Genomic DNA, 7,322 nt, shown 5'->3' with positions numbered 1-7,322 from the left:
CCTCCTCTGCTGCCTGCCCAAAAGGAATCATCCGTTCCTTATTGCCCTTGCCCAAAACGCGCACCATCCGACGCCTGCGGTCCACATCTCCGACATCCAGGCCGCTGAGCTCTGAAACACGCATCCCGGTGGCATAGAGGAATTCCAGGATTGCAGTATCCCGTCGGAACTCTTCTTCAGTGCGGGAGGCCGCATTGCCTACGAATTCTCCGGCCTGGGCGGTGCCAAGAATCTTTGGAAGATCCCGGGTCACTCGCGGTGAAACAAGTCTGGCAGCTTCATCTGTGGCAATGAGGCCGTTTTTCACAGCCCAGGTGGAGAAAGATTTTACCGAGGCTGTCCGGCGTGCCAGGGTCGCCCGGGACTTGCCTTCATCAACAGCGTGGCCCAACCATTCACGCAATTGCGAAAGCGTGAACCTCTTCAGTTCCGGGATGTGCTGGGCCATGCTATTCAGGTCGGAACGGTAACCCTTGACCGTTGCCTCGGATCTTCCGACGACCAGATTCAGATGATCGCAGAAATCCTCGATGGCATTGTACATCTGGGCACTCTGCCCCTGCTGTGACTGTCCGTCTTCACGTACACCGGTCATGTTGTCATCCACCATCCATGATGAAAGGCGGCACATTCCGTCGTGGAATGTACCGCCTTTACTTCTGACTCACCCATAGTGCATAACCCTACTGCCTGGGATCCCCGCGGTGGCGGAGGTCCCACGCAAAAGCCCTTGGAGAACCAGCCCGAACCCCAAAGAACTTTACTTAGGCTTGCCTCACACACACTATCTTTCGGTTGAGTGCTCCGCAACCCTTTTTCAAAAATTTCTTGTATGAACTTCCAGAATCCGCCCCCTCCCTGAGCTGACACCCCATCAACCAGCCCTCCTCCACATAGTCCCCTCCCTGATGACCAGGCCACGTTTATGCAGGTCCACCAGGAGATGAACCGCCAGGGCCAGTGGAAGGCCGGTTCCTACCGCCACCTGGCCAGCATCTTGCGACTCCTGCCCTAGTGAATCAAATACCCTCAGCTCATTTCGACTGAGTCCCTGGACCGGAGTAGCGACAAACTGCAGTTCATACTGTCCCTGCACATCCAGTTCGCCAATGGCTCCAAGAAGGGATCTCACTTCATCACCGTTGCACACCATTTCCGCCTGCCCAGTGCGGATGCGCTCATGGCAGCCGAGGGAACCGGCCGTGGTCACTGGTCCCGGAACAGCCATCGCCACCCGGCCCAGACCCGAGCACCAGCTCAGAGTGTTCAAGGCACCTGACCTCCAGGCAGCTTCTGTCACGACGGTGCCAGTGGATAAGGCTGCAGCCAGCCGGTTCCTGGTGAGGAAACGATGCCGTTGCGGGGTGGTACCGGGCGGATATTCACTGATGATCGCCCCTGCACCCCTGTCCACAATCTCCTGAAATAATCCTCTGTTGTGTGCCGGGTAGGACCTGTCCAGACCACAGGCTGCCACCACCACGGTTGACCCACCTGCCTTGAGGGCTGTGGTGTGGGCAACAGTATCCACACCCAGTGCCCCACCGGAGATAATCGTCCACTGGTGAGCCACCAGGTTATCCACCAACATCCGGGTAACTTCAGTGCCATAGTGACTGATCGCCCGGGTCCCCACGACGGCTACCGCCTGGGATGTCAGGGAACGTAGGTTGCCACCTTTCACCCACAGGGCGTGGGGTGGCACGGCATCATCCTGGTAAGTCCGCAGGTGGTCACTCATCCCTGTTGCGGCAAAGCCGAAAGCCCGGTCAAGTTCCTCCAGCGGCCAGTCAGAGTCATCCGGTGTGATCAACCGTCCACCAAGGCCCATGACGGTTTCCAGATCCTGCTGAGCCACATCCCAGTCATATCTGGAGGCTGTTTCCCTCAGAAGCTCCCCGATCCAGATTTCCCGCTTCTTGATCCCATAAGCAATGGCTTCCACATCACGCCCATCAGCAAGGAGCTGCTGCAGGTTTCTGCTCGGCCCCTCCACCACCCTGGAAAGGTATGCCCAGGCTCTCAATCTGTCAGTGATGGTGCTGCTCATGCTGTCGCCTCCAGGTGATGAGTGGGGTGATGATGAGTTGCACCACGCAGCTCGAGGGCGCGCGCTATATGGTCCAGATTTGGTCTTGTCCCACCGTCAAGATCACAGAGGGTCCATCCCAGCTTCAGGGCCCTATCCACCCCACGTTGCGACACTGTTCCATCGGCGAGGAACACCCCGAGATACACCATGGCTTCTTCCTCTGCGGGAAATTCACGGCGTAGCCGGTGTGGGTCCACTGCCCCATTGACGGTGTCCTTCAGCCCGGCGCGTTCCCAGCGGAAGACCTGCCTGCTTCGTGCTTCAGCCACCCGTGATGCAATGGGTGCTGTGGGTTCTTCCTCTATACCGCCCAGTACTGCACCTTTGGCATGGGTGTTGACCATGATGTCCAGGCGATCGCGCAGTGGTCCAGAGAGGTTGTTGAGGTAGGAGGCACGTACGGATCCGGTGCAGGTGCAGCCGCTGGGTTGTTCTGCTCCGCACCGGCAGGGGTTGGCTGCCAGTACCAGTTGGAAGTGGGCTGGGAAGGTGACGTCCTGCCGTGAGCGCACCAGTCGCACAGTTCCGCATTCCAGCGGTGTACGGAGAGTATCAAGGGTCGATGCTGGAATTTCGCTCACTTCATCCAAAAACAGAACCCCATGATGAGCCAGGCTGACGGCACCGGGCATAGGATTTCCTGCACCCCCTCCCAGGAGTGCAGCCCTGCTGACGCTGTGATGTGGTGCCACATAGGGTGCGCGCAGCACCGGTCCTTCAAAGGTTCTTCCGGCAACGGAGTGAACAACCGTGGCTTCGATGCGTTGACGTTCATCCAGTGGTGGAAGAAGTCCGGGTAGGCGTTGGGCGAGCATGGATTTTCCAGATCCTGGTGGTCCCAGCATCATCATGTGGTGGCCTCCTGCTGCAGCTACTTCTGTGGCAAAGCGTGCTTCAGGTTGTCCCACCACGTCCCTCATGTCCGGGTGCTGGTCACCGGTGAGATCAAGGCTGGGTGGTGGAACAGTATCCAGTTTGACCAGGCCCTCGAGCCAGCCGATGATCTCCTGGAGACTCTTGGCTAGATGTACCCGCGGGGTATCCATGAGGCCGGCTTCTGCAGCGTTGCCGGTGGGGATCACCACATCCTCCACCCCATGATCGCGGGCTGCCAGTAGTGCTGGAAGAACTCCGGTGACCGGCACCAGGGAACCATCCAGGGCGACTTCGCCTAAGAACATCGTGGTGGCGGCCCGTTGGTGGAATTGACGGTCCCTGTTCTGGGCTGCCAGCACCGCCACGGCCATGGACAAGTCAATATGGGAGCCGGTTTTCCGCAGGGAAGCAGGTGAGAGGCTGATGATGACCTTGGTTTTCGGCCAGGCCAGGCTGCTGTTGACCACCGCGGTTTTGATGCGGTCCCGACTTTCAGAGATGGAGGCATCTGCCAGCCCGACGATGTAGGTGCCTGGGAGACCGGGCCCGATATTGGCTTCTACCCGCACGATGGTGGCGTTCACGCCCGAGGGGGCGGTGGTCAGTGATCTACCGAGCGCCATGGTCTACCCCTTCATAACAGTCCACCGTATGCTGGCCTGTGTGTTCATCCATCACCACGGTGATCACATCAAAACGGATGGGTGCATACGGTTTGTCCTTCAACCAGTTGGCTGCTGCCCCGCGCATCCTGAAGAACTTCCTGGCTGTCACTGATTCAGCAACACCGAATCCCGTTCCCCTCCGGGTTTTCACCTCCACGAACACTATGGTCCCGTCGGTATTCTCTACAATAAGGTCGAGTTCCCCGCAGGAATAGCTGGCATTGCGCTCCCAGATCCGGTAGCCGCGTTGTTCATAGAACTCCGCTGCCAGCTCCTCCCCCAGGCTTCCAAGTTTCTGTCTCTCAGTTTTCATGTTGTCCCCCTCATGTCACGTGTGTGTCTGTGGCCTGATTCCACCCCGGATCAGCATCCCCGGACAAGGGCATGACAAAAGCCCCGCCGGGAAACTGTGGATGAAGGATATTCATTCACAGGTTTGCACCTGCGGGGCTTGACAGTTATCTCAATAAAGCTCTAGTCCGGGATGATAATTTCCGGCTTATCCAGTTCTTCGATGTTGACATCCTTGTAGGTGATAACCCGGACATAACGGACGAAGCGGGCGGAACGGTACATGTCCCATACCCAGGCATCTGACATGCGGACTTCGTAGTAGACGTCATTTCCGTCATTGTGTGGGATCAGCTGGACTGCGTTGGCCAGGTAGAAGCGACGCTCAGTTTCCACAACATAGGAGAACTGGCTGACCACGTCACGGTATTCGCGGTATAGGGACAGCTCTACTTCTGCCTCATAGTTGTCGAGTTCCTCAGCGCTCATACTCCACCTTCCATCTGCTTAATTGCTAATTTTTTTCAAGGGTGTTTTGCAACCATTCCTGGTGTGCCTTTGCCACGTTGGCATAACTATAACGGTGCTGGGGGCTTGCGCCGTGACGGCGCACCGCATCCATGTGTACCTTCGTGCTGTAGCCCTTGTGTCCCTCTAGTCCATAGCCGGGAAGCTCAATGGCCATGTCCTCCATGATCTCATCCCTGGTCTGTTTGGCCAGCACGCTGGCAGCGGCAATGCAGCGGGCTGTGGCATCACCACCGAGGATCGGCAGGGAGGGGCATGGCAGGCCGGGGATCTTGAAGGCATCGGTCAGGACATATCCCGGGCGCACATCCAGACCAGCTACTGTCCGGCGCATCCCGGAGATATTGGCGTGTTGAATGCCGAAGCGGTCGATGTCTGCAGCAGAGATGTTCAACACCGACCAGGCCACAGCGTGTTTTTTCACCAGCGGCATCAGGTGCGCACGCATCGCTGGGGAGAGCTTCTTGGAATCGGTCAGTACCGACAACTCTGCGATCGGTTTGTCCGGCAGGATGCAGGCTGCGATGGTGATCGGTCCGCAGCAGGCACCACGGCCGGCCTCATCAACACCGGCCACCGGCCCCAGGCCGTTGCGTGAGAGCGCGACCTCGTAGGTGCGCAGCTGCTTCAGGCGTCGCAACGTGGCCACGCTGTACCGCCTAACAGGTGGGAGGATCTAGCCCTGGATGTCTGGGTCATCGATGCCACCGATGCGGCTGAAAGGCAGGAAGATGAACTGGACCTTTCCCTTGATGTTTTCCTCCGGGATGGTGCCCTGGAATTCATCACCGATGTGGGCACGTGAGTCCAGGGAGTTGGTGCGGTTGTCGCCCATCATGAAGTAGTTGCCCTCAGGCACGGTGAGGGGACCGAAGAAGTCGCCACCGCAGACCTCAGAACCGGTGTTGGGGTTGACCGGGTACTGGAGTGGTTGAAGGGTATAACTGTCATCGACTGCTGCCCCATCAACCATGATGCCGGGATCACCCTCCTGGCAGGAAACAGTCTGTCCACCCGTGGCGATGATGCGCTTGACCAGGTCATTTTCATCCGGTGCCACCAGCCCGACATAGGAACCGAGGTTCTGCAGACCGCGGACAACGGCGTTTTCCGAGCGCTGGGTGGTGAAGCCGACGTTCCAGGAATCAGTACCCTTGAACACCACCACATCCCCAGGTTCCGGATCACTGAAGTAATAGGAGACCTTCTCCACCATGATGCGGTCACCGGTGCAGCCTTCGCAACCATGCAGGGTAGGTTCCATGGAGCCACTGGGAATCATATACGGGCGGCCCACAAAGGTCTGCAGCACAAAGATCAGCGCCAGGGTGAGAACCACCACGATGGGGATCTCGATGTACCACGGGGTCTGCTTAGCGTCCTTCTTGGATCCCTTGGGAGATTCTCCACCGGTTTTTCCGTCGGTGGGATTCCCATCAGCGGAGGGGTGGGAGAAATGATCCGCATTCGAAGCACCAGGAAAATCAGTCACGAGAACACACTCTAGCAGCGCCGGGAGTGGACCCAGGGATTTCACCATGCCGGTAGCATGCTGGATGGCACGTAGACTGGAATGTTGTGTCCATCAGCAATAATTCTTCCCATACCCCGGTGATCACAGCGTCACGCTCCCCTTTCCGGGTCCTTCTTACCATGCTCGCCCATCACAAGGGCGCATTATCGCTGGCACTGGCGTTGTCAGTGGTGAGTGCAGGCCTGTCCCTGCTGCAGCCGATGTTGATCAACAACATCATCTCCTCCATCAATCAGTCCCCGATCGCACCGTTGGTCTGGGGCCTGGTCGGTCTGCTCGCCGTGTCTTCTGTGGTGACTATGTTGCAGCTCTATGTCATGACCGTGACCGCTGAATCTGCTGTGCTGACCACCCGCAAGCAGTTGGCAGCTCGCATGCTGCGTCTCCCCATTCGTGTCTATGACCAGCACCGTGCCGGCGATCTGGTTACCCGTCTGGGTTCTGATACCACGCTGATCCGTGCGGCGTTTACCGGCGGGCTTATCGACGCCATCGGTGGGGTAGTCATGATGCTCGGTGCGGTGGTGTTCATGGCGCTTATCGACGTCATGATGCTCGGCATTGTCCTCGCCGTGGTTCTACTCACCATGCTGGTGGTCATCGGTGTCTCCACATTCATCCAGAAATACACCAAGAAGGCCCAGGCCGCGGTGGGCGAACTGGGTGCCGATATGGATCGCGCACTGGGAGCCATCCGGACCATCCGCTCCACAGGTGCTGAATCCCGTGTGGAATCCGGGATCAATGCTGATGCCCATGAGGCCTATGACATGGGCGTGATGGTGGCCAAGATCGGTGCAGCGCTGCGCCCGACAACAGGTCTTGCCATGCAGGGCAGCTTCCTCGTTGTGCTCGGTATCGGCGGTGCTCGTGTGGCCTCCGGTGATATTTCCGTGGCTGATCTGGTGTCCTTTGTGCTGTATCTGTTCATGGTGTCCATGCCACTTGGCCAGATCTTCGGTGCCATCACCACCGTGCGCCAGGCCATGGGTGCTATTGAACGCATCTCAGAGATCATGGATGAAGATCCAGAACCTACCACCGGTGCCACTGCCCAGCCGGCACGTGACATCACCTTCGATGACGTCACCTTCAGCTATGACGGGCAGACCGATGTGTTAAAAGATGTTAGTTTCCACATCCCGGCAGCTAAGAAAACTGCCTTCGTGGGCCCTTCCGGTTCCGGTAAATCCACCACCCTGGCGTTGATGGAACGTTTCTATGATGTGGATTCCGGCCGGATTCTCCTAGGTGATCAGGACACCGCTGAACTCTCACGCACCTCAGTGCGCAACACCATTGGTTATGTGGAACAGGAGGCCGCGGTGTTGGCCGG

The 7,322-nt window shown here is 58.1% G+C and carries 8 protein-coding genes; 1 reads left to right on the top strand and 7 read right to left on the bottom strand.

Annotated features, from left to right (window positions below):
• The 7 genes from Q0M74_RS12140 to lepB form a co-directional block, all read right to left on the bottom strand.
• The coding region (locus Q0M74_RS12140; RefSeq protein WP_293954834.1) for a site-specific integrase at nucleotides 1–595 on the bottom strand (595 nt) is incomplete at its 3' end.
• A gap of 279 nt (nucleotides 596–874) precedes the next feature.
• Nucleotides 875–2,050 carry a DNA-processing protein DprA gene (dprA, locus tag Q0M74_RS12135; protein ID WP_293954832.1) on the bottom strand — a complete coding sequence of 392 codons (1,176 nt, stop codon included), beginning with the start codon at nucleotides 2,048–2,050 and terminating at the stop codon, nucleotides 875–877.
• Nucleotides 2,047–3,591 (bottom strand): YifB family Mg chelatase-like AAA ATPase, encoded by a 1,545-nt coding sequence (locus Q0M74_RS12130; protein ID WP_293954830.1) that lies wholly within the window; start codon nucleotides 3,589–3,591, stop codon nucleotides 2,047–2,049. Before Q0M74_RS12130 ends, dprA begins: the two co-directional genes overlap by 4 nt.
• The gene (locus tag Q0M74_RS12125) at nucleotides 3,578–3,946 is read right to left on the bottom strand and encodes a YraN family protein (protein ID WP_293954828.1); all 369 of its coding nucleotides are present in this window, start codon (nucleotides 3,944–3,946) and stop codon (nucleotides 3,578–3,580) included. The genes Q0M74_RS12130 and Q0M74_RS12125 overlap by 14 nt, the downstream gene beginning before the upstream one ends.
• Nucleotides 3,947–4,107: 161 nt before the next feature.
• Nucleotides 4,108–4,413 carry a DUF2469 domain-containing protein gene (locus Q0M74_RS12120; RefSeq protein ID WP_293954826.1) on the bottom strand — a complete coding sequence of 102 codons (306 nt, stop codon included), beginning with the start codon at nucleotides 4,411–4,413 and terminating at the stop codon, nucleotides 4,108–4,110.
• Nucleotides 4,414–4,438: 25 nt separating this feature from the next.
• The gene (locus Q0M74_RS12115; RefSeq protein WP_293954824.1) at nucleotides 4,439–5,101 is read right to left on the bottom strand and encodes a ribonuclease HII; all 663 of its coding nucleotides are present in this window, start codon (nucleotides 5,099–5,101) and stop codon (nucleotides 4,439–4,441) included.
• A gap of 27 nt (nucleotides 5,102–5,128) precedes the next feature.
• Nucleotides 5,129–5,944 carry a signal peptidase I gene (gene lepB, locus Q0M74_RS12110; protein WP_293954822.1) on the bottom strand — a complete coding sequence of 272 codons (816 nt, stop codon included), beginning with the start codon at nucleotides 5,942–5,944 and terminating at the stop codon, nucleotides 5,129–5,131.
• 86 nt (nucleotides 5,945–6,030) lie between these two features.
• Between lepB and Q0M74_RS12105 the strand changes: the two genes are divergently transcribed.
• Nucleotides 6,031–7,322 (top strand): ABC transporter ATP-binding protein (locus Q0M74_RS12105; RefSeq protein WP_293954821.1); only part of this gene is annotated, 1,292 nt, incomplete at its 3' end.

Source organism: uncultured Corynebacterium sp. (assembly GCF_945649885.1).
In the GTDB taxonomy this organism is placed as follows: domain Bacteria; phylum Actinomycetota; class Actinomycetes; order Mycobacteriales; family Mycobacteriaceae; genus Corynebacterium.
The sequence above is the reverse complement of the archived record's forward strand: the minus strand, read 5'-3'. Positions and strand labels throughout refer to the sequence as shown.